General features: G+C 39.8%; 18 protein-coding genes. 10 read left to right on the top strand and 8 right to left on the bottom strand.

From position 1 onward, the window contains the following. The first annotated feature begins 66 nt into the window (after nt 1-66). The 5 genes from rpsA to pyrF all read left to right on the top strand — a co-directional run bounded on the left by rpsA (nt 67) and on the right by pyrF (nt 4,280). A complete protein-coding gene (rpsA, locus tag H5203_RS00555) occupies nt 67-1,734 on the top strand; it encodes a 30S ribosomal protein S1 (protein WP_029216020.1) in 1,668 nt (555 codons plus the stop codon). A 62-nt stretch (nt 1,735-1,796) separates the two neighbouring features. Next, nucleotides 1,797-2,084 carry an integration host factor subunit beta gene (gene ihfB, locus H5203_RS00550; protein ID WP_016707218.1) on the top strand — a complete coding sequence of 96 codons (288 nt, stop codon included), beginning with the start codon at nt 1,797-1,799 and terminating at the stop codon, nt 2,082-2,084. A 21-nt stretch (nt 2,085-2,105) separates the two neighbouring features. Beyond that, entirely contained in the window at nt 2,106-2,387 is a 282-nt protein-coding gene (locus tag H5203_RS00545) for a lipopolysaccharide assembly protein LapA domain-containing protein (protein ID WP_016707217.1), read from the top strand. A 2-nt stretch (nt 2,388-2,389) separates the two neighbouring features. Then, entirely contained in the window at nt 2,390-3,526 is a 1,137-nt protein-coding gene (gene lapB, locus H5203_RS00540; RefSeq protein ID WP_182819185.1) for a lipopolysaccharide assembly protein LapB, read from the top strand. A 49-nt stretch (nt 3,527-3,575) separates the two neighbouring features. Continuing rightward, nucleotides 3,576-4,280, top strand: a complete 705-nt coding sequence (gene pyrF, locus H5203_RS00535; protein WP_182759318.1) for an orotidine-5'-phosphate decarboxylase — start codon at nt 3,576-3,578, stop codon at nt 4,278-4,280. A gap of 571 nt (nt 4,281-4,851) precedes the next feature. Here the strand turns inward: pyrF and H5203_RS00530 are convergent. The 5 genes from H5203_RS00530 to H5203_RS00510 all read right to left on the bottom strand — a co-directional run bounded on the left by H5203_RS00530 (nt 4,852) and on the right by H5203_RS00510 (nt 9,256). Continuing rightward, nucleotides 4,852-5,829, bottom strand: a complete 978-nt coding sequence (locus H5203_RS00530) for a carboxylesterase (RefSeq protein WP_182819184.1) — start codon at nt 5,827-5,829, stop codon at nt 4,852-4,854. A gap of 73 nt (nt 5,830-5,902) precedes the next feature. Continuing rightward, on the bottom strand, nt 5,903-6,220 hold the full coding sequence (locus H5203_RS00525; protein WP_182819183.1) for an AAA family ATPase: 318 nt from the start codon (nt 6,218-6,220) through the stop codon (nt 5,903-5,905). A gap of 127 nt (nt 6,221-6,347) precedes the next feature. Beyond that, complete coding sequence (locus H5203_RS00520) at nt 6,348-6,716, bottom strand: hypothetical protein (protein WP_182819182.1); 369 nt, start codon at nt 6,714-6,716, stop codon at nt 6,348-6,350. Nucleotides 6,717-7,094: 378 nt separating this feature from the next. Beyond that, nucleotides 7,095-7,925: a S1 RNA-binding domain-containing protein gene (locus H5203_RS00515; protein WP_182719011.1), complete on the bottom strand. Its 831-nt coding sequence runs from the start codon at nt 7,923-7,925 to the stop codon at nt 7,095-7,097. A 2-nt stretch (nt 7,926-7,927) separates the two neighbouring features. Next, nucleotides 7,928-9,256: a DEAD/DEAH box helicase gene (locus tag H5203_RS00510; protein ID WP_182819181.1), complete on the bottom strand. Its 1,329-nt coding sequence runs from the start codon at nt 9,254-9,256 to the stop codon at nt 7,928-7,930. A gap of 215 nt (nt 9,257-9,471) precedes the next feature. On the opposite strand from H5203_RS00510, the gene H5203_RS00505 reads away from it, so the two are divergent. Further along, nucleotides 9,472-10,479 carry a rhodanese-related sulfurtransferase gene (locus H5203_RS00505; RefSeq protein WP_145233236.1) on the top strand — a complete coding sequence of 336 codons (1,008 nt, stop codon included), beginning with the start codon at nt 9,472-9,474 and terminating at the stop codon, nt 10,477-10,479. A gap of 567 nt (nt 10,480-11,046) precedes the next feature. Here the strand turns inward: H5203_RS00505 and H5203_RS00500 are convergent. Continuing rightward, the gene (locus tag H5203_RS00500; protein WP_182819180.1) at nt 11,047-12,114 is read right to left on the bottom strand and encodes a linear amide C-N hydrolase; all 1,068 of its coding nucleotides are present in this window, start codon (nt 12,112-12,114) and stop codon (nt 11,047-11,049) included. Nucleotides 12,115-12,609: 495 nt separating this feature from the next. Next, a complete protein-coding gene (locus tag H5203_RS00495) occupies nt 12,610-12,951 on the bottom strand; it encodes a hypothetical protein (RefSeq protein ID WP_182819179.1) in 342 nt (113 codons plus the stop codon). A 410-nt stretch (nt 12,952-13,361) separates the two neighbouring features. On the opposite strand from H5203_RS00495, the gene H5203_RS00490 reads away from it, so the two are divergent. From H5203_RS00490 to H5203_RS00475, 4 genes are all read left to right on the top strand, one after another. Beyond that, on the top strand, nt 13,362-14,378 hold the full coding sequence (locus tag H5203_RS00490) for an efflux RND transporter periplasmic adaptor subunit (RefSeq protein ID WP_182819178.1): 1,017 nt from the start codon (nt 13,362-13,364) through the stop codon (nt 14,376-14,378). A gap of 2 nt (nt 14,379-14,380) precedes the next feature. Then, nucleotides 14,381-17,461, top strand: a complete 3,081-nt coding sequence (locus H5203_RS00485; RefSeq protein ID WP_182819177.1) for an efflux RND transporter permease subunit — start codon at nt 14,381-14,383, stop codon at nt 17,459-17,461. A 93-nt stretch (nt 17,462-17,554) separates the two neighbouring features. Beyond that, complete coding sequence (locus H5203_RS00480; RefSeq protein ID WP_145233241.1) at nt 17,555-19,450, top strand: DUF294 nucleotidyltransferase-like domain-containing protein; 1,896 nt, start codon at nt 17,555-17,557, stop codon at nt 19,448-19,450. A 3-nt stretch (nt 19,451-19,453) separates the two neighbouring features. After that, nucleotides 19,454-20,164 carry a 3'-5' exonuclease gene (locus H5203_RS00475; RefSeq protein ID WP_145233243.1) on the top strand — a complete coding sequence of 237 codons (711 nt, stop codon included), beginning with the start codon at nt 19,454-19,456 and terminating at the stop codon, nt 20,162-20,164. Nucleotides 20,165-20,246: 82 nt separating this feature from the next. Here H5203_RS00475 and H5203_RS00470 read toward each other — a convergent pair whose 3' ends face one another. Then, the gene (locus H5203_RS00470) at nt 20,247-21,827 is read right to left on the bottom strand and encodes a BCCT family transporter (protein ID WP_145233245.1); all 1,581 of its coding nucleotides are present in this window, start codon (nt 21,825-21,827) and stop codon (nt 20,247-20,249) included. Nucleotides 21,828-22,183 lie beyond the last annotated feature (356 nt).

Below are 22,183 nucleotides of genomic sequence, written 5' to 3'. Positions count from 1 at the left end.
TGCTATTTTAACAACCCCATGCAGCATGGTTGCTTATTGGTAATAATATATGAGACGTATATTCGTATGTCAGAAAATTTTGCGCAGTTATTTGAAGAAAGCTTAAAGGGTTTTGAAGCAGAGCAAGGCTCTATCGTTAAAGGTACAGTTATCTCTATCGAGAACAACATTGTACTTGTAGATGCTGGTCTTAAATCAGAAAGTGCTATCCCTGCAGAGCAGTTCAAAAATGCTGCTGGTGAACTAGAAGTTGCTGTTGGCGACGAAGTAGATGTTGCACTAGATGCAATTGAAGACGGTTTCGGTGAAACTATCCTTTCTCGTGAGAAAGCGAAGCGTCACGAAGCGTGGATCCGTCTTGAGAAAGCATGTGAAGAGCAAGAGACTGTTACTGGTGTTATCAACGGTAAAGTTAAAGGCGGTTTCACTGTTGAAGTTGATTCAATCCGTGCTTTCCTACCTGGTTCACTTGTTGATGTTCGTCCAGTACGTGACACAACTCACCTTGAAGGCAAAGAGCTTGAATTTAAAGTAATCAAGCTTGATCAAAAACGTAACAACGTTGTTGTTTCACGTCGTGCAGTTATCGAATCTGAAAACTCACAAGAACGTGAAGAGCTTCTTGCTAACCTTGTTGAAGGTCAAGAAGTTAAAGGTATCGTTAAGAACCTTACTGACTACGGTGCGTTCGTTGACCTTGGTGGTGTTGATGGTCTACTACACATTACTGATATGGCGTGGAAGCGTGTTAAGCACCCTTCAGAAATCGTTAATGTTGGCGACGAAATCGCAGTTAAAGTTCTTAAATTCGACAAAGATAAAACTCGTGTATCTCTAGGCCTTAAACAGCTTGGTGAAGATCCATGGGCAGCTATCGCTGGTCGTTACCCAGAAGGTTCTAAACTTTCTGGTCGTGTAACTAACCTTACAGATTACGGTTGCTTCGTAGAAATCGAAGAAGGCGTTGAAGGTCTAGTACACGTTTCTGAAATGGATTGGACTAACAAGAACATCCATCCTTCTAAAGTTGTTAGCTTAGGCGACACTGTTGAAGTTATGGTTCTTGAAATCGACGAAGAACGTCGTCGTATTTCACTTGGTCTTAAGCAATGTATTGCTAATCCTTGGCAAGAATTTGCTCGTCTACAAAACAAAGGCGATCAAGTTACTGGTAAGATCAAATCAATCACTGACTTCGGTATCTTTATCGGTCTTGACGGTGGTATTGACGGTCTTGTACACCTTTCAGACATTTCTTGGAATACACCTGGCGAAGACGCTGTACGTGAATTCAAGAAAGGCGACGAAATCACTGCTATCGTATTGCAAGTTGACCCAGAGCGTGAACGTATCTCTCTAGGTGTTAAGCAAATCGAAGCTGACCCATTCAATAACTACCTTGATGCAAACAAAAAAGGTGCTATTGTTAAAGGTAAAGTGACAGAAGTTGATGCGAAAGGCGCAACTGTTGAACTTATCGAAGGCGTTGAAGGTTACATCCGTGTAGCTGATATCGCTCAAGAGCGCGTTGAAGATGCAACTACTGTTGTTTCTGTAGGCGACGAAATTGAAGTGAAATATGTTGGTGTTGATCGTAAGAACCGCACTTTAAGCCTTTCAGTTAAAGCTCTTTTCGAAGCAGAAGAGAAAGAAGTACTAGAAAAGCTTAAGAAAGAAGAGCCAGTGTTCGAAAACGCAATGGCAGCTGCATTCGCAAATGCACAAAAAGACTAATTAATCAGTCTTAATTGGAAGGGCAGTGTTGCCCTTCCTTTATCTCTTTTTAAGGAAACGTTATGACTAAGTCAGAATTGATAGAACAATTAGCCGAGCAACACGCGCATGTACCTGTGAAAGATGTTGAGAATGCTGTTAAAGAAATTCTTGAACAAATGGCCGGCTCATTATCAAGCTCAGATCGTATTGAAATCCGTGGCTTTGGTAGTTTCTCATTACACTTTCGTTCACCTCGCACAGGTCGTAATCCAAAGACTGGCGACACGGTTGAGTTAGAAGGTAAGCACGTACCACATTTTAAACCAGGCAAAGAGTTAAGAGATCGCGTAAACGCGAGCATTGCCTAGTTATTTAGTTGGAGTAGTTACTTGTTTAGGGTATTAAAAATTATCCTGGTAGCAATATGCTTAATTTTTGCATTTGTACTTGGTTCGCAAAATCCACAGTTAGTGCAAATAAATTATATTATTGCTAGCAATACTTTACCCCTCGCAATGATAATAAGTATCTGCTTTGCTTTAGGTGTCGCAATTGGTTGTTTTATTAGCTTTAAATTGTTTTCGCAATTAAAGTGGCAAAACTATCGTTTGAAAAAAAAATTAGCGCCTGAAAAAGATAATAATAAGCTTGTTGCTAATAAAGACACCTAACTATGATTGAGCTTTTGTTTTTACTTTTACCTGTTGCGGCTGGTTATGGCTGGATCATGGGTAAAAATAGCGCTAAAAACCAAGCTCATCAACTTAATCGTCAGATCACATCTGAATACAGTAAAGGCTTAAAGTTTTTACTCGACAGAGAAGAAGATCAGGGCCTTGAGCACTTAATCAACTTGCTTGAAGTCGCCGCTGACTCTGTTGAACATTATTCTACATTAGCAACGATGTTTCGCCGCCGAGGTGAATTAGATCGTGCAATAAAAATCCACGAATTACTGCTCAAACACCCAAGCCTTAATGAACAACAAGCTGCTGCTAGTCGCCTTGAACTTGCTGAAGATTATATTATGGCGGGTTTGCTTGATGGCGCCGAAGAACATTTAGTGTGGTTAGTAAAAGCCAACCACAGTGATGCATTAGAGCCGATACTTAATTTATATTCGCAAACACGCGAATGGGAAAAGGGTATCAATATGTTCGAAGCACACAGTGATTTATTTTCAAAGCCGCAACATTTCAAAGCCATTGCTAACTTTTATTGTGAAGCTGCGTTGCTTAGCAATGATCCGCAAATTATGCGCAAAGCCATTAGCCTAAATCATAAAGCGATCCGCCCATTATATGAATTAGGTAAATCAGCATTTGCAAAAGAAGATTACGTAAAAGCAATTTATTATTGGCGTGAGCTGATCTGTAGTTTCACTTTTTTTGCGCCCTTGTTTATAGATGATTTAGCTCACAGTTATGAGCAATTAAACCTAACCCACCAATTTCATGAATTATTACAGCAGCTACTTGATAAGGGTGGGGTGCTAATAAAAATAAAACATTGCCAAGCATTACTTGAGCAAGGGCATACCGAACAAGCAATTAAATTTTTAACTGATAGTTTAAAACGTCAGCCGACAATTCGTGGCTTTAGTTTTTTATTACAGCTATTAGCAAAACAAAATAATGATATTAAAGATGTACTAGATCAAATAGATAAACTGGTCTCATCTTATATTGCGACCAAGCCAGATTTTCAGTGCCAACACTGTGGCTTTACCAGTCATACAATTTATTGGGTTTGTCCTTCGTGCAAACATTGGGAAACCATAGTACCGAGCCGTGGTTTAGACGGTTTTTAGTTTTCTATAAAAATATTCACTTACTTCTACAATCAGTTTTAGGAAAGTTATGTCTCTCGAACATTCAAAAAAAGTTCTTATCGCCCTCGATTACGATGATCAGCAAACCGCTTTAAACTTTGTAAAGCAATTATCGCCTGATACATGTCGTTTAAAAGTAGGCAAAGAAATGTTTACCTATTTTGGACCTGCTTTTGTAAAAGAATTAATTGACCTTGGCTTTGACGTATTCTTAGATTTAAAGTTTCATGATATTCCAAATACAGTTGCCAAAGCGGTTACCGCAGCTGCCAAAATGGGTGTTTGGATGGTGAATGTTCACGCCAGTGGCGGTGTTGAAATGATGACTAAAGCCAAACAAGCGCTTGAGCAATTTGGTGATAAAGCGCCATTATTAATTGCCGTTACCGTTTTAACCAGTATGGATGAAAACGAACTAAAGCGTTTAGGTGTTGAAAAAACGCCTGCTGAGCAAGTTATCTATTTAGCAAAACTTGCCAAAGAGTCAGGCCTTGACGGGGTAGTGTGCTCAGCGCAAGAAGCCAAGCAATTAAAATCGCTACTCGGTAACGATTTTAAACTAGTGACCCCAGGCATTCGCCCAGCAGGCAGTGATGCAGGAGATCAAAAACGTATCATGACACCAAAGCAAGCAATTGAAGATGGTAGCGATTATCTAGTTGTTGGCCGTCCGATCACACAAGCCGCAGACCCAGTTGCGGTTCTTAAAGAAATTAATGACTCGATAAAATAAACAAGCGTTATTTTAATTAGTGCTGTTACTAATACTAAGAAAAAAAGAGCAAAGTATTTACTTTGCTCTTTTTGTTTCTGGGTATACAAACTTAATAACTTGGCGAAGAATAGGCAGGAATGTGCCAATTGCAGATGGTCGGCAGTGAGCCTGTAGATTAACTCGTTTTTAATTTATTTTTATAGATGGTTTAACCATAACTGAGTTGCTATTTTGATTCAATCGGTTAGTAATATTCGTGTTAGATTACTAAGCATGCTAATACTAAGCGCTAAGTTTCCCTCATTTACTTCTCATTCCTTTCTCTTTGTGAAAAAAATTTAGTAAATTATTCACAAAGAGGTTAAGAGGCGCTGCGCTTTTGAGTAATACAGGTACTATAAACATTGCGCTAGGCAATGACTATTTAGCGTCAAAAGGTTTAGTGTCACTGGGAGATATTTGGATCAATATTTATTACGGGAGGTGAACCGCCCATTGCACTACCTGCTAATAAAAAGCGCATGATGGGTGGTGTGGTGGCTGGAGGTTAGAGACCTCCGGCTACCCGATTAGCTGCCGCTGTAATAATTTAAAGCTCAAATAGCCATTTTTCTATTTTACTGGAGTCTTCTTTATTGAAGACCATCAAGCTTGAATGAGCGCGATTTTCAAATATAAATTTTGTTATCTGTTTATTTTTAACGGACGAAAAGTAAATCGGTGGTGAAACCGAATCAATATTTGAGTTTACTAACAAGGTTGGTTTACTGCTTTCATTTAAATTAATTAATAAATCTGTGTCTTCTAATGTAACTGATGCATCTTCCATTGTTTGAGTAACAATATCATCCACCTGATCAGAAAATATACTGTTTAACATAGGAGCTTTATTTGGTAAATATTCTTTTGCTGCAAGGTCGAACCTCATCATAGGGGCTAGTAAAATAGCTGCATCTACATGTTCAGATGACAATAAGTTACTTGCAGCTAAAGTTCCCATTGAGTGTCCAACAACAACTGTTAATTCTTTATTTTCTCTTTTATTTGTCAATTTACTGAGGAGTTGGGAAAGCGCTTGATGCTCCCTCGTACCAAAAGCAAACTTTTCGTTTGATTCGCCATGACCAAATAAATCAGGGATGACCACGTTCATGCCGAGAGCTCTAAAATAGATCGCCGTAGCCATCATAACCTCTTTACTACCTCCATATCCATGCAGCAATAGAGCAGTTCCCTTTAAACGATTAAATGTATCAGGTGTCATTGTATGAGATATCGTATTTTCTACTCCATTGCCTATTGCGTGAAGGTTGTAATAAACATAACTACCCTCCGTAAAATCCTCAGAAAGGTAAGGAGGCGCTGTTAAATATGGAATACACTCTTTTGTGTTATGTGAACAAAATTCATGTTTTGTGAAACCGATTTCTTCAGGCTCAGCTTTGATAAATTCAGCCTCTGATAGATAAACATCAGGATTTGATATTATGTAGCTCCCAATTGAAGTGCAGCCAGATACAAGCACAGCAAAAACAATATAGAAAATTAGTTTAATTTCGTTATTCATTTTTAATACAACACGTTAAGTTATTCACGAGACTCTACTTCGGCAGCTAACGAGCCTGTAGAATAACCCGTTTTTAATTTATTTTTATTGGTGCATTAACCATAGCCGAGTTCTGGACTTCCCATAGTTTGCTAGCTTCAAGAGGTACATTTTGGTATTCAGCTATAATTTCTACTTCGCTTTCATAGGAGTAACTTTCTTGTTCTTCATTGTATTCTTTAGAATAGTCTTCTCTATCAAGGTTTGAATTTTTATGAAGGTGGCTTAATGCGGAGAAAACACTGGATTTACCAGCATTATTTGGACCGATAAGGAATGTTGTATCTCTGAATTTAATACAGCAATTTTTTAGTATTCTGAAGTTATTTACGTGTAGTTCATGTAATCTCATTTGAACATCCTTATTCGAAGTCGGCTGAAGCCTTTTAACGCCCGCCTAATACGCAGCTGGCGTGGCTTGCGTTGTTTGCGAAAACCATGACAACGTGAAATTGTCGGAGTTTAGGCGCTTGTTAGGGTTACTTAGCCCACTGGAATATCAGTAAAAATGAGACTGTTATCGCACACCACAAAATAGCATTTTTAAACATACCGGACTTACTCATTCCTTTAATTTTTTTGCCATCTTCGATTTTTTGCTTAAATTCAGGAAAAAGTTCTTCAACAACCAATTCATTATCTAAAAATGCTTGAGTTGACCAAGACTTGGGGGATAGAGAAACTACAATTTCAATTTTCCCTTCGTCGGTATCAAATACTAACCGATCATTAAATTTAAAATTCCACCGCTTTTTGAGAAGTTCACCGTTAAAATAATACTTTTCTGACCCAAACATTGAAAAGTCTACTTTAAACTCTTTCCCTCTAACGTCAAATGATGCTTCCATACTTTCTTGTACCTTAACAGCTAATTGAACACCATTTTAGTGGTTTATATCACACCAAAACGGCGTTTATTACATACCCTGATAATTTCACCAAAAATTACCATTGTAAACAAATAATTAAAATAGCTAGGAATTGCTCTTGTTATTTTGCACCAAAACGGCGGTTAATAATGTTATCGGACAAAATTAGGATTCGACTGATTAAAACAAGAATAAATTTAACTTTTTAGTGTCTGCTTTTCGCTCATTGTTGCCATTGGTGCTTATAAAATAAAAAAGAGCAAAGCTTTAACTTTACTCTTTTCATGATATAACAATATTTTGTTAGCCCGTAGCCCGTAGCCCGTAGCCCGTAGCCCGTAGCCCGTAGCCCGTAGCTTATTTCAACCTAATAGCCTTAGCTTCAATATCAATTAAGCCTTGCTTAAACAAACCGCCAATGGCTTTTTTATAATTTGCTTTACTGGTTGAGAAAACTTTTTTAATTGTCTCAGGATCCGATTTATCACCTAAAGCAATAACACCGCCTTCGGATTTTAATCTATCCATTATTTTCTCACCCAAGTCACTTACTTTAGCCATACCTGGTTTTTCAAGAATAACGTCAATTTTTCCGTCTTCACGTACTTTTTGAATAAATCCAGTTAAGCGTTGGCCAACAAACATGTTTTTAAACACCATGTTGTAAAATATAACGCCGTAATGTGCTTCTTCTATTAATACTTTATAGCCAATATCGGTTTTGCCAGCGACAATTAACTGTACTTCTTGCAGCGGCGCGTACTCAGGCTCCGTTTTATTGATAAAACGATTAAAGTTATTTGATGCACAAATACGGCCACTGGCGTTATCTAAATACAAACGTACTAAATAAGAATAGCCTTCTTGCATTCTTGGCTTTTGTTCGTTGAACGGTGCCAGTACATCTTTATCAAGCCCCCAATCTAAAAAAGCGCCAATGCTGTTGATTTCTTTAACACGAAGTAGGGCATATTCACCTACTTGAGCTAACGGCTTTTTAGTTGTTGCAGTGGCGAGATTAGCATTATCTAAAAAGATAAATACGCTGACACTATCGCCAGCTTCTAGCTCATGTTTAATTTCACTGCTTGGTAAAAAAACTTCACCCAGATCATGACCATCAAGGTACGCGCCTTCGTTACTTACTTCGTTAACGAATAGGGTTTGGGTGGTTCCAAGGTAACTCATAATTATTCCTGTTCTGGCTTTTTACGACGGCGCATTGGTGCATCACCATCAATATTAAGAGGGGCTTTGATTGGCGCTTGTGGCTTTTTAGGTTTTGCTTTGCGTTTAGTCACAGCTTTTACTTTAGGCTTTACATTTTCTTGTGCTTTAGCCCATGTTGCATCAGGTTTTGGTTCGCGTAAACCTTTAAACTTACCTTTTAACCCTGCAACGGTATGAAACTCAAGTTCATCATTTAAGAATGATTTAATTGCTTTATAGCTTAACCAATCTTTAGGACCGACCAGTGAAATAGCGGTACCTTTAAAGCCAGCTCGACCAGTACGACCAATACGATGCACATACTCTTCAGCGTGTTTAGGTAAATCAAAATTGATTACATGAGTTACGCTCAGTAAATCAAGACCACGAGAGGCAACATCGGTGGTTATTAAAATTTTAAAGTTTTCACGGCTAAAGCCGTCCATGATATCTAAACGTTTATTTTGTGCTAAATCACCTGCTAATGCTTGGGCTTTAAAACCTTTAGCATTAAGTGATTCGCTTAAACGGCTGGTATCAGTACGAGTCGCTGTAAATATAATGCATTGCCCGACCTCGTCTTGCTTTAAAAAATGCTCAAGCAGCGCTTCTTTATGATCAAGATGATCAGCTAAATATAAGCTTTGTTTAATATCTGAATGTTGTTCGTTAGCCGCACTAAGGGTAATTTTTTTTGGCTTTTTCAGTAAATTACGTGATAACGCATCGACTTGTGCATGATCCAGTGTCGCTGAAAACAATAATGTTTGGCGCAGGCGATGATCAGCTTGCTCGTTGATCATCTTTAACTGTGCAGTAAAACCTAAATCTAAAATACGGTCAGCTTCATCAAAAATAAGTAACTCAAGGCCACTTAATTGTAATGAACGCTGAGTTAAGTGATCGGCTAAACGACCCGGTGTAGCAATAACAAATTGCGGGTCGTTACGCAGTGCTTTAATTTGATCATTAAAGTTTTCACCGCCTAATATTTTCACCGCTTTAATATTAGTACCTGCAATTAGCAGGCGAAGTTGGGTAAATACTTGGGTCGCCAGTTCACGAGTAGGCGCCACAATAAGCACACGAGGATCACGTTTACTGAGCGCCTTTTGTTTCATAACCCGTTGAACAGCAGGTAATAAAAATGCCAAGGTTTTGCCCGACCCAGTTTTAGACTGGGCGAAAATGTCATGGCCTGCCAGTGCGGTGGGCACTGCATGGGCCTGAATATCAGTGGGCTGGGTGATCCCTTGATGCGCTAATTGTGTTTCAAGGCGAGTATCAATCCCAAGATCAGTAAAATGCAAAGTGTGTTTCTCCAAAATGAGCAATTTGTTTGGGTATAAATAATTTCGCTATTATAGCGCAGTCCCGAGTGTGGCTAACAGTAAAAAGCCAATTATCACTGCTTTTTTTGCATTTAATTAGAAAAAGCGTAAAATACGCGCCCTCAATATGTATTATGCGCCGGATTTACGATTCGGTTACCGCCAATAACGGCTAAAGCAAAATAGGAATCACCATGACTGCTGTCCATAAAGACAATGTAACCAGCGAGCACTTTGTTGTATGTGCACTTTATAAGTTTGTTTCTTTACCTGAATACGAAGCCCTACGCCAACCATTGTTAGATGTGATGGAAGCCAATGAAGTACGTGGTACTTTATTAATTGCCGCAGAAGGTATCAACGGCACAGTTTCTGCCAAGCGTGAAGGCATTGACAACCTTTTAAGCTGGTTAGACAGCCAACCAAACCTTGATAACATTGTTAGCAAAGAATCATTTGATGATGAATGCCCGTTTTACCGTACTAAGGTAAAACTAAAAAAAGAAATCGTCACAATGGGTGTTGAAGGGATTGATCCGCTGAAAGTGGTTGGCAGTTATGTAAAACCACAAGATTGGAATGCATTGATCTCAGATCCTGAGGTTATTTTAGTTGATACCCGTAACGATTATGAAATCGAAATTGGTACTTTTCAAAACGCAGTAGACCCAAATACTAAAACATTCCGCGAGTTTCCGCAGTGGGCGAAAGAAAACCTCGATCCGAGCAAACATAAAAAAGTAGCTATGTTTTGTACTGGTGGTATTCGCTGTGAAAAATCAACTGCTTACATGAAAGAGCAAGGTTTTGAAGATGTGTACCATCTTGAAGGCGGTATTTTAAAATACCTAGAAGAAGTACCAAAAGAAGAAACCATGTGGGAAGGTGAGTGCTTTGTATTTGATAATCGCGTAGCAGTCGATCACGACCTACAAAAAGGCTCATATGATCAATGTCATGCGTGTCGTATGCCAATCACTGAAGACGAAAAACTCAAACCAGAGTACATGGAAGGTGTTTCGTGTCATCATTGTATTGATGATGTTACCGATGAACAACGTGAACGATTTGCTGAGCGTCAAAAGCAAATTGAATTAGCGCAAGCTCGTGGCGAAGGCCATATTGGCAACGAAGCACAAGCCGTTTTACAAAAGCGTAAAGAAGCTAAAAAAGCGCAAAAAGACGCACAGCGTAAAAAGTAATTTAGTAGAGCTATTACTACCGTTTTATAAAGCCTCAGCATTGTCTGGGGCTTTTTTGATGGTAATCAAGATTGAATAAATTTAATCCTTAGGGTTTTATTGCACAATAACAGCCCCCTAATTCACAAGGTAAGATATTATGTTTCGAATCATCTTGACCTTTGCTGCTCTCATCTAATTTTTTTGCTGCAAGTACAGCACAAGAGCTTTTTTCAACAATAAACTTGCGCTTGAGTTACATGGAGGATGTTGCGTTTTATAAGAGTAATAATAATAACCAAGCTATTAAAGATAAAGAGCCTGAAATTTAGATACTGTTATCGGGCCTGCGCTGATAAAATTTCATCACTGTTGCCAAAAGCGGCATTGACCTAGCTTTTAGAGTTTTTCAGCAACAGTGGGGGATATATAAGTAATTGGATACGTTTAAGATCTAAACGATATATGAGCAACACAGAATTTCTGAATAGTTATAAACTTTAGTTCGCAGTTTACTAGGTTTTAAACTTGCTATATTAAGTCCACAACTAATATCGATCATTGCGGACTTACACTGTAAACTAATTTTTAATATGGATTACTATCTAACCTTTTGAATTTAAAAGGTTTTGATTTAATAAAATAAGAACTGGATTCCCCAGCATAAGTCTGGTTTTTATCTAATGCCAACTTCATGACATCTGCATTTTTTTCAAAGTTCACTTTATTAAAGTCTACCCAAACAACATTTGGAGTAAGCGCATTTTCAAAGTAGTAAATTAAATTCCCCTGATCAGCAACAACTCTCCAGCGAGTATTAGATAAGTGAGGTTGCCCCTCGATTGCAATTCCATAAGGAACTGAAACATTACGGACTACGCTAAACACACTTGCGGCTGCTATTTTAGGGTCACTAGTTTGTGGTAATACGCTCAAGTAATAAGATGCTCGAACAAAACGATCGGCGGCTTTACCAGTACCTGGGAGAAAGTCTTGACCAGAGACCGTATCCCAATAGCTCTTTATAGCAAGTTGTTGTTCATATACAGGGTCATTAGTCATCACTTTATATGAACGATCATGATGTATTTTTAATTTGCCAGCTATGTACTCAAAAATAGCACTATCTCCGCTTGCATCAGATAATGATAAGTGAACTGTCGTGAACTTATCGGTGTCAGGAATAAAGTCTGATACAACTGCAAACTTTTCTTGTTCGAAAAACTTTACCGCCTCATCAACAGTTGCGAAATTATCAAGCGCGTACTGTGCCCAAGCTGCAATAGTAAGACCTGGACGCTCACCATCATAATCAAATTTGGGATATTCAGATGCTACCAACCATAATAGGTTTGCAACTAGTCCTTTTTCATTCATTCCGTCAGGTGCTGCAATATCCCATGAGCTAGCGACTACGCTTCCATACTTTGAACGCCATCTAATTGAGTTAGGCCCAACCTCACCATTACGCTCAATCCCCTTGGGGAAAATCCATAAATTTGCAGGGATATTAATAGAAAAATCCATACTTCTACCGGTCAACACTGTGTTATCTGGACCATGATAAACAAGGCGAGTACACGCATTAACTTTTGCGTTTAGTAGCATAGTAGAAATCAGAAAAATTTTAGTAGTCGTTGCAATAAATTTTTTCATATCTAGGACCCTTTTTTAAATTATGTCTCAGTCTGCACAAAGTACCGCAAATGTTATGCAAATAAACCTTTCTTGCACCTAGGCTGTACCTAGAATAAGACATCAGATCACAAAAGATAAAACCACATCATTTGATGACCAATACAAACTTTAAATTTTAGCTCATTTTTTCTATGTTATTAGTGAGATTAGAATTTATTTATATTTTTAAAAGGAAAAAGTAAACACGCATTCTAAAGTATGTATTTTCCCTATTATTAATTTTTAATTAGTCCAAAATACAAAATGGTTGATACATGGCAATTGCAAGGAAACGTCAAATAAATTGTGTGGATACGGTTATTACCATTTCGTATCCCGTGGCGTGCGTCGTGCATTTTTATGTGGTGAGTATCTTTTTTAGGTAAATAATTGTGATAGGTGTCATCTTAAGTTCTAAATAAGCGTGTTAACACGGTGATGTTTTTATTAAATCACCATGTATACATGCTAACTTTAGATTAATGTTTTTAAATGCGCTTCGGCGGCATTGGTGAGCTGTTCAGGTGTCATGTCTTTAGCGTTATCTACAGCAATAGTGCATTGATCTAGTGTGTACACATCTTTTTTATACATAAAAATCAGCGGCTCACAACCGTCCTCTTTAGCTTTTGCTGATGTCCAATAAACGGCTGAAAATTCAACATTGCCATGCTCGTAAGACTCAACGCTAACTTCTCCGCTGTGATCGAATTGTAGTTGTTTAGAAAGCTGTTCACTGATGTTAATAAGGTTGACCAAAAATACGGCTTCTTGGTGTGTAATACCATGTATATCGGTAAATTTTTGCTTAAACATAATTGTCCTTTTAAATATAAACTAGCAGAGTGGACCCTAATAAAAACTATTGTTGCATACTATACCTGTTTGCCCACTTACTCAAAAGTACTTAGCAATAAACTAGATATTTTTGACCACTTTCAGGGTTTATTAACCCGTAAATTCAACAATTTTTAGTTCTAAAAGCTCAAACTACCATTATGAGAAAATTTAAGACAATACCTTATTCTGACCAATTAGGCTGTTTATGTATAGGGTATTTATAGCTAGTTAGCCTCTTAGCATTAAATACACTGCCCTAGTTACTTTCCCCTATAAAGGTATTTCAACGTATTGTTTTGACAGTTAATCGAACTAGACTTTTTATTGATCAAAACACTGTTACACTGCGTACCATAATGGAAATAATAATTAATTAGGTGATCTTTTTGAAATTACGAGTTCTTTTAGTCAGTGTTTTTATTACTTGTTCAGCGGTAATGCCATCGGCATTTGCTGCTAACGTAATTGTTGAACCTGTTGCGATGGAACGTGCAAAAGAGCAAGTTCAAGCGGTTGGTAATGCCGAAGCGATTCGCTCTGTTATCCTCTATCCTGCAGTGGGGGATAAAGTCACGGCTGTGCATTTTAAACCCGGTGATCAGGTAACCGCAGGAGCTATTTTATTAGAGCTCGATTCGCGCAGACAAAAAGCGGCGCTTAATGAAGCGAAAATAAAACTTGCAGATAGTGAACGAATACAAACACGTTTACAGCAAAGTCATGCTAAAGGCGCGGTGCCAAAAAGCGATCTAGATGATGCAAAAACCGTGTATGAGTTAGCTATGGTTGCGGTGACTAAAGCCGAAACCGAATTAGAAGATCGCCAAGTACGAGCACCTTTTAGTGGCACCATGGGGTTAACGGATGTCGAAGTTGGCGATCGAATTACCACTCAAACAGCCATCGCCAGTATTGATGATACTCGTTCGTTATACATAAATTTTAATGCACCAGAGTCGGCTATTACAATGCTTAGAACTAGCGGTAATGTGACTGTGATGCCGTGGCAAGGAAGCGATGCGATAAATGCGCAAGTCGCTTATCTTGACTCACGCATTGATCCACAAACACGTACGCTGCGTGTCAAAGCAAAACTGGATAATGCACAAGCACAATTTATACCGGGTATGAGTTTTAGAGTACATATTGAGGTATTAGGGCAGAGTTTAGCTGCAGTGCCTGAAGCTGCGCTTTTATGGGGGGCAACTGGCCCCTATGTATGGAAAAGTGTTGAGCAAAAGGCAACTCGCGTTGATGTTAAAATCCAGCAACGTTTAGCGGGTCGTTTGCTCGTATCTGGGCCTTTAAACGAAGGCGATATTTTGGTAGTTGAAGGCGTACAACGTTTACGCCCAGCGCAAGAGCTTAATTATATCAAGCCGCTTGCAGCAGCGCAGGAGTAGGTATGAAACAACAACCTATGATGCAAGATCTCCCTTCAATGGCCATTCGCCGCCCAGTGCTTATTGTAGTACTTAATTTACTGATCATTATTGCGGGTATTGCGGCCATTGCCGGGGTTGAAGTTCGTGAACTGCCTGATGTTGATACGCCAAGGATCACGGTGTCGGCTTCATTTCCTGGGGGCTCTCCAGAGACTGTTGATACCGAAGTAACCAGTAAACTTGAAGGGGCGGTAGCCCGCGTAAGTGGTGTAAAAACCATTCGCGCACAAAGTGAAGAAGGTAACGCACGGATTGTTGTTGAGTTTCGTGCTGGTGTTGACCTTGATGATGCTGCGAATGAAACCCGTGAGTCGGTAGCACGTGTACAACGTGAGTTGCCTGAAGAAGTTGAGCGCGTTTCTATTATCAAGGCTGATAATGATGCTGAGGCGGTTGTATCGCTAACCGTATCAAGCGATACCATAGCCCTTGAAGCGTTGACTGAACTGGTTGAGGTTGATTTAGCACCGCAGTTTTTAACCATTCCAGGTGTGGCCGATGTACGTTTAAATGGTGACCGAAAACGTGTTTTGCGGGTGCGTCTTGATCCACTCAAATTAACCAGTTTTAATTTAACCGTTCCTGATGTAGCCCAAGTACTGCGCCAAGCGCCATTTGATGTACCGGCAGGTAGTTTGAAATCGACGGATCAACAAATTATAGTGCGCGCAGATGCAACCTCAGTTACCGCTGAGCAAGTGGCCGATATTATTATTCGTGATGGTACGCGTATTGGTGATATTGCGGCGGTGTATTTTGGTCCTGCGGATCCTCGCTCTATGGTGCGCTTAAACGGCCAGCCAGTGATTGGCATGGAAGTTATACGTCAAGCACAGTCAAATACCATTGAAATATCTGACGAAGTATTAAGTTTATTAGCAAAAATGCAAACGCGTTTTCCGGAGCTGAAATTTACTTTAACTTCTGATGATGCACAATTTATCAGGAGCTCAGTTGATGAGGTGATTTACTCACTGGTGCTAACTGTGCTGCTGGTGATCATTACATTATGGGTATTTATCGGCTCTTGGCGCGCGACTTTAGTGCCTGCATTTGCAATTCCTGTTGCCTTGGTTGGTTCATTAGCGTTGATATGGGCACTGGGTTTTTCAATCAATATACTTACTTTGCTGGCATTAGTGTTAGCAACGGGGTTGATTGTTGATGATGCGATTGTGGTCAGCGAAAACATTCAACGTCAACGCGGTTTAGGCCTTGGCCGCCGTGCTGCTGCGGTAATTGGCACGCGAGAAGTGTTTTTTGCTGTTGTCGCAACGACAGCGGTGTTAGCGGCGGTATTTGTTCCTATCGCTTTTTTACCCTCAACCGCAGGGCGATTATTTAGGGAGTTTGGTGGGGTACTTGCGGGAGCGGTGATCATTTCAAGCTTTGTAGCGCTTTCATTAGTGCCAGCGCTCACCTCAAAGCTAAAACTCAAACAAGGTGGTAAACACCCATTTGCTAAAATAGGTCATTGGCTTGCTAATATTTATACTAAAACCATTCATTGGGTGCTTGATCATGCGTGGCTTACGTTTATAGCTAGTATATTAGTCGCTGCGGGTTCGGGTGCTTTGTATCTCAATTTAGATAATGAATTACTGCCTTTAGAAGATCGCGGAAAAATACGTATCTTTGCTCGGGGCCCTGACGGTGTTGGTTTGAATTTTATGGACCGTCAAGCAATGCAAATGGAAGATATTTTGCTGCCGTATGTGCAAAGCGGCGAAATTGAATCTATTTATACTGTTGTAGGGCAGTGGGATCCAAATATTGTGTTTATTACCGTGCCTTTAAAACACTGGGATGAGCGTCATTTTTCACAGCAAGAGATCATTAATAAAATTCGCGGTCCGCTGGGTAATATTCCTGGGGCGGCAGGTTATCCGTCTGGGTCAAATAGTTTAAATTTACGCGGTCAAGGTGGCGGTATTGAGCTGGCACTATTAGGGCAAGATTACCTGCAGATTTATAAGGCCGCACAAGATTTTGCTGCACAGGTTGAGCAGACTATCCCGTCGATTGACAACGTGCGTATTTCATATCAGCCATCACAGCCGCAATTGCGCGTTAATATTGATAGACGCCGTGCAGAGGAATTAGGAGTGTCACTGAGTGATATATCAATCACCTTACGTGCTGCGATAAATGGCGATGATATTGCAGATTTAAATATTGGTGACCAATCGGTACCGATTATTCTGCAAGCACAAAATCAAACCATTAAAGATCCCAGTGATCTCGCTAATTTATATATCAGTGCAAATAACGGTCAGTTAGTACCACTGAGTAGCGTTGCAACTATTACAGAAGAAGGTGTTGCCGCCGAGCTTGAACGCCACGCACAGCGTCGTGCTATCGAGCTTGATATGGAACTGCCGGCGGACATGAGTATTGCACAGCTGGTATCGCAACTACGTGATATTTCGGAGCAAACGCTACCAAGTGGCATTAGCTTGGCATTTAAAGGTGAAGCATTAACCTTTGAAGAAACTTCTAATGAAGTATTTATCACTTACATACTGGCATTTTTAATCGTATTTTTAGTATTAGCCGCACAGTTTGAAAATGTTAATAGTGCTGTGGTGGTGATGGTAACAGTACCGTTTGGTATTACATCAGCAATTTTAGCACTGTATTTAACTGGTACTTCGTTAAATATTTACTCGCAAATAGGTTTGGTGATGTTAATTGGTTTAATCGCGAAAAACGCGATTTTGTTAGTTGAATTTGCTGACCAATTGCGCGACCAAGGTTTAACTGTTCGTAAAGCTGTAGAACAAGCAGCATTAGTACGTTTAAGACCAATTACTATGACCTTGATATCAACCTTACTAGGTGCACTGCCGCTGATATTATCAACCGGGGCGGGAGCTGAGGCTCGCAATGCCATTGGCTGGGTCGTGTTTGGTGGCTTGTCTTTAGCGGTGCTATTTACTTTGTACTTAACACCGGTAATTTACTTGGGCTTAGCGCGCTTTACTACCCCTCGTGGTGATGAAAGTAAGCAACTTGCGCAGGAGCTTGATAAGGTAGAGTAAATCACAATTAAAATAGCCTAATTAACTATTTATCTTTGAAAAATAAGTTAATTAGGCTCACACTTGGGAAAGCTATCCCCAACAGGTTTTTTTATGCAAGCCGAACAAGTAGAAATCGCGCAGTTTTTAGCACAACACCCGCCTTTTGACAGCCTACCGAGTAAAGCAATCAATGAGCTCGCGCAACAGGTTGAAGTCGCCTACTTTAGAGCGCACACCGATATTTTATTATTTGGTCAAGATATAGCCGATCTTTATGTGATCAGAAGCGGCTCTGTTGAAATGTATCGACGTAATGGGGAACTGGATAATCGTTTAACCACTGCCGGTATATTTGGGCAGATGGGTTTACTGATGAATCGCAAGGTTCGCTTTCCAGCTAAAGCACTTGAAGATACGCTAGTGTATTGCATTAATGTTGAACTATTTAACCGCTATTGCGACGAATTTGATTCATTTGCTGACTATTTTGAAACGGATGGTAATGTTCGTTTACATCAGGCAATTGTTGAACAAGCCGATGGTAATGATTTAACCACGGCAAAAGTAAAATCGCTGATCCACCGTGATGTGGTAACAGTTAATACTGATTCAACGGTGCAACAAGTTGCCCAGCTTATGACTGATGAATCGGTGTCATCGGTTTTAGTGACTGATAGTACCAAACCTATTAACGACGACCCAGAGGAAGATGATGGTCAAGTTGTTGGTATTATCACAGACAAAGATTTACGTACCAAAGTCATTGCTCATGGGCTGGCATTTGACACACCCGCGCATACAATAATGTCTACAAACTTGGTTTTATTAGATGCCAATGCCTATGTTTTCGAAGCTGTACTTGCGATGCTACGTGATAACTTACATCACTTACCGGTGGTCCAAAAACGCCGTCCAATTGGGGTTATTTCTCTTTCTGATATTTTACGCTATGAATCACAAAGCAGCTTGCTATTGGTACGTGGAATACTTGCGCAGCAATCGATTGAAGATTTAACCCACTATGCACGCCAGCTGCCGAATGTGTTTGTACGAATGGTAAATGAAGATGCAAACTCGCATATGATTGGCACGGCAATGGCTGTGATTGGCCGCACTTTTAAACAAAGGTTACTGGTATTAGCCGAAGAAAAGTATGGGCCGCCGCCGGTTGCATACTGTTTTATCGCATTAGGTTCAATGGCGCGGGATGAGCAACTCATTGTTACTGATCAAGATAACGCGCTCATTCTAGATGATGATTATGATGATGAACTTCATGATACGTATTTTCAAAATATTGCCGATTTTGTTTGTGATGGTTTAGCTCAATGCGGTTATACCTATTGTGATGGCGAAATAATGGCGTCATTTAAAAAATGGCGAAAAACACGTGCACAATGGTTTGAGCAATTTGCTCAGTGGATAGAGCTGCCTAAACCGCAAGCCTTACTAAATAGCTCCATATTTTTTGATTTAGACGGGGTGTGGGGTAAAACCAAATGGGCCGATGAGCTTAAAATATTTATTGCCAAACAAAGCAAAGTTAATCGCGTATTTTTAGCTAATATGGCTGCAAATGCTCGCAACAGAACCCCACCATTGGGGTTTTTTAAAGGCTTTGTTATGGAGCACAACGGTCAGCATAAACGTTCTATGAATTTAAAGCGCAGAGGCACAGCGCCGCTTTCAGATGTTATTCGTGTTCACGCATTGGCGGTTGGATCACGTAAGCAAAACTCGTTCGAACGCTTAGAAGATATTATTGAAGCCAAGCTTCTACCGCAAGGCAAAGCACAAGATTTGCGAGATGCGCTAGAATATATTGCCATGATGCGGATCCGTCACCAAGCATGGCAAATTGAACAAGGGGAAGAACCCGACAACGATTTAGACCCTCATTTATTATCGCCTTTTGAGCAGCGTAACTTAAAAGAAGCTTTTGCAATTTTAGAAAAAGCACAAAGCTATTTGAAATTTAGTTACTCAGCAAACTCTGGGGTAAAGTAATTTATGGCTTTCAAAAAGCAAGCAATGATTGACTGGGCAACACGCTATAAAAATTTATTAAGTGGCGCTCAAAATGACACTATCAAACGTTTTTATGGAGCTGCTTTTAGCGATAAATTCGCAGCAATTAAAGATGTGCCATTTGTTGCAATGGACTTTGAAACAACCGGTTTAGATAGCACCAGTGATGATATTGTCAGCGTTGGTTTAATTCCTTTTAATTTACAGCGTATATATTGCAAAGATAGTCGCCATTGGGTGGTGCGCCCTAGGCGTAATTTCAACGAGGGATCCATTGTAATACATGGCATAACGCATTCAGAAATTGACGATGCACCGGATTTTAATCATATTATTGAGCCATTATTGCAAGCACTCAGTGGTAAAGTCGTTGTTGTACACTATGGCGCGATTGAGCGGCACTTCTTAAATACTGCACTGTTACTTAGGCTTAACGAGGGGATAAACTTTGCTTTGGTTGATACCATGGAAATTGAACGAAAAGCCTTAAAAGCCAGGCAGGGTTTGCTAGGTTGGTTATTTAATTCTAAGTTAGGATCGCTTAGATTAGGTGATTGTCGCCAGCGCTATTCATTACCTGTGTATAAAAACCATAACGCTTTAACTGACGCTTTAGCAACGGCTGAACTGTTACAAGCACAATTGAGTCACCATTACCGAGAAGATACACCGATCTCGCAATTATGGAGTTAAAAATTTCTTAACCTGAACTTTGGCTAACAAGCTTAAATAAAAAACGCCGCAAATTTGCGGCGTTTGTGGTTTTAAATAGCGTTTATTTAGCCGGTAACGGCTCAGTTCTCAGACCTAAAATAAGGCTTAAACACATAAACAGCAAGACGATTGTAAATGGTAAGCCGGTAGAGACCGCACCTGCTTGCAGTGCTTCGATTGCTTGTGTACCACCAATCCACAGTAGCGCGGCTGCGATAGCACCTTCAATAGATGCCCAAAATATGCGTTGTGGTACTGGCGCATCAATTTTCCCGCCAGCAGTGATAGAGTCTATTACTAATGACCCTGAATCAGATGAAGTGATAAAAAACACTAAAACTAATAGCACAGCAATTACAGACAAAATATTAGACATAGGTAATTCATCTAGCATTTGAAACATAGCCATAGGGACATCGGTTAAACCATTTAGGCCAAGTGCGCCAACACCATTGACTACTTGATCAATTGCGATACCGCCGTAAATTGACATCCATAATACTGTAACCAATGTTGGAATAAGTAATACCGCAATCAAAAATTCACGGATAGTACGACCGCGTGATACGCGAGCGATAAACATGCCTACAAACGGTGACCACGAAATCCACCAAGCCCAGTAAAATACAGTCCAGCCATGCATCCATGTTTCGTCTTCACGGCCATGTGGATTACTTAATGGAATGATATTTTCTACATAACCCATAAAGGTGGTAGGAATATTACCCATCGCAACAGCAAAGCCAACTAAGCAAACAAATACCAAAAGGGCAAAAGCAATTAGCATGTTGATATTACTAAGGAGTTTTACACCGCCATCGATACCACGCACAACAGAAATAATAGCCAGTAGGGTAACGCCAACAATAACGAGTATTTGTGAGCCAATGCCACCTTCGAGACCAAACACGTGGTTTATCCCCGCAGACGCTTGCTGAGCGCCTAACCCCAATGATGTTGCCAAGCCAAATAAAGTTGCCAGTACTGCTAAAATATCAATGATATGACCAGGCCAGCCCCATGCTTTATCGCCCAATATAGGGTAAAAAATTGACCGGATAGACAGTGGTAAACCTTTGTTATATGTAAAGAATGATAGTGATAAGCCAACTACAGCATAAATAGCCCAAGGGTGCAGGCCCCAATGGAACATAGTTGCCCCCATTGCCAGTTTTGCAGCTTCTGGGGTGTTGGCTGTTACATTCAGTGGTGTTTCATACCAACCAGTAAAATATGCAACCGGTTCAGCTACCCCCCAAAACATTAAGCCAATACCCATGCCTGCGGCGAATAACATAGCGAGCCATGAAACACGAGTATATGAAGGCTTAGCATCACTGCCTCCTAAACGGATCTTTCCGTAAGGAGAAACAATCAGTGCTAAACAAAAAATAACGAAGAAGTTTGCAGCCCACATAAACAAGGCATCAAAATTATTAATTATATCGAGTTTCACACCATCAAGTGCTGCTTTTGCAGTTTGTGGATCGGTAGCGAGAATGGCGATTAAAAAGATGACAATCAGGCCCGCGCTGATGCCAAAAACAGGGTTGTGTATATCAAATCCCCATTTTTGCACGTTATCCTGACCTACGGTGTAATCCGTATTGTCGATACTATATTTGTCATGATTTTCGCTCATGCAATACCTCTTTTGTTGTCCTAACAAGCTGCTTGTTACCAGCAACATACCTAATTTAATTAGTCTAAGTAACCTGAGCTTTGGATAATAAATCACTACGTTAGTAAATTTTTAAAGCAAAGTTCAGGTTAGGTAATAATTGATACTTAAATTTATTTGAAGACTAACTAATTTAAAAGATGATCATACAGCTACTAGTGTATGAGTTAAATACCAAATGTAAATGATTTTGTAGTTAAATAGCGGCTTATATGGCCATTGCAACCATTTTTATGTTTTTATATAAAACTACATAATTCGCAAAAGGTCAAAAATTAGTTTGATTGTTAAAGTAATCGTGGCTGTTTTTTGTGGTT

Source organism: Pseudoalteromonas sp. SG41-1 (assembly GCF_014164575.1).
GTDB classification, from domain to species: Bacteria; Pseudomonadota; Gammaproteobacteria; order Enterobacterales; family Alteromonadaceae; genus Pseudoalteromonas; species Pseudoalteromonas rhizosphaerae.
This window is presented reverse-complemented; position numbering and strand designations above follow the sequence as displayed.